This window comes from Caballeronia arvi (assembly GCF_001544695.2).
Classification (GTDB): domain Bacteria; phylum Pseudomonadota; class Gammaproteobacteria; order Burkholderiales; family Burkholderiaceae; genus Caballeronia; species Caballeronia arvi.
In genome coordinates, this window is sequence record NZ_FCOM02000261.1 from 1 (window position 1) to 1,118 (window position 1,118).

Sequence of the window (1,118 nt, forward strand, 5' to 3'; positions counted from 1 at the left end):
CTCATCGAGCAATACGGTCCCCGCGAATCGATGGAATACGACGTCGTCATCGTCGGCGGCGGACCAGCCGGTTTGTCGGCGGCCATCCGGTTGAAGCAACTGGCGGAGGAAAAAGGCGTCGAGATCGGCGTGTGCGTGCTGGAAAAAGGCTCCGAAATCGGCGCACATATACTGTCCGGCGCGGTGATGGACCCGCGTGGCCTGTCCGAACTCATTCCCGACTGGAAGGAAAAAGGCGCCCCGCTCGACGTCGAAGTGACCGAAGACCGCTTCCTGTTCCTGTCGCAGGACGGCGCGAAGCAGGTGCCGAACTGGCTGCTTCCCGACAACTTCAAGAATCACGGCAACTACGTCATCTCGCTTGCCAATGTCACGCGCTGGCTCGGGCAGCAGGCGGAAGCGCTCGGCGTCGAGATTTTCCCGGGCTTTCCGGCCGCCGAAGTGCTCTACGCTGATGATGGCGCGGTGCGCGGCGTCGTCACGGGCAACATGGGCGTCGGCAAGGATGGCGAGCCCACCGAGAATTTCCAGCTCGGCATGGAGCTGCACGCGAAGTACACGCTCTTCTGCGAAGGCGCGCGCGGGCATCTCGGCCGTCAGCTCATCGCGAAGTTCAAGCTCAACCAGAACGCCGATCCGCAGGTCTACGGCATCGGCATCAAGGAATTGTGGGAAATCGATCCGGTCAAGCATAAACCGGGTCTGGTGATCCACACCGCCGGGTGGCCACTCGAGCCTGACACCTACGGCGGCTCGTTCCTCTATCACATGGACAACAACCAGGTGGTCGTGGGCTTCGTCGTCGGGCTGGGATATTCCAATCCGTATCTGTCGCCGTTCGAAGAGTTTCAACGCTACAAGACGCATCCGTCGATCCGGCCGTTCCTCGACGGCGGCAAGCGCATTTCCTACGGCGCGCGCGCGATCACCGCGGGCGGCCTGATGTCGCTGCCGAAGCTCGCATTCCCCGGCGGCGCGCTCGCGGGCGACGACGCGGGTTTCCTGAACGCATCGCGCATCAAGGGCAGCCACGCGGCAATCAAGTCCGGCAAGATGGCGGCCGAAGCTGCGTTCGATGCCGTGCAGGCGGGCCGTCAGAACGACGAGCTCGCGGCCTA

The 1,118-nt window shown here is 63.3% G+C and carries 1 protein-coding gene; it reads left to right on the forward strand.

All coding sequences use genetic code 11. The features are described from left to right. Positions 1 to 1,118 (forward strand): NAD(P)/FAD-dependent oxidoreductase (locus AWB74_RS44775; RefSeq protein ID WP_061152832.1); only part of this gene is annotated, 1,118 nt, incomplete at both ends.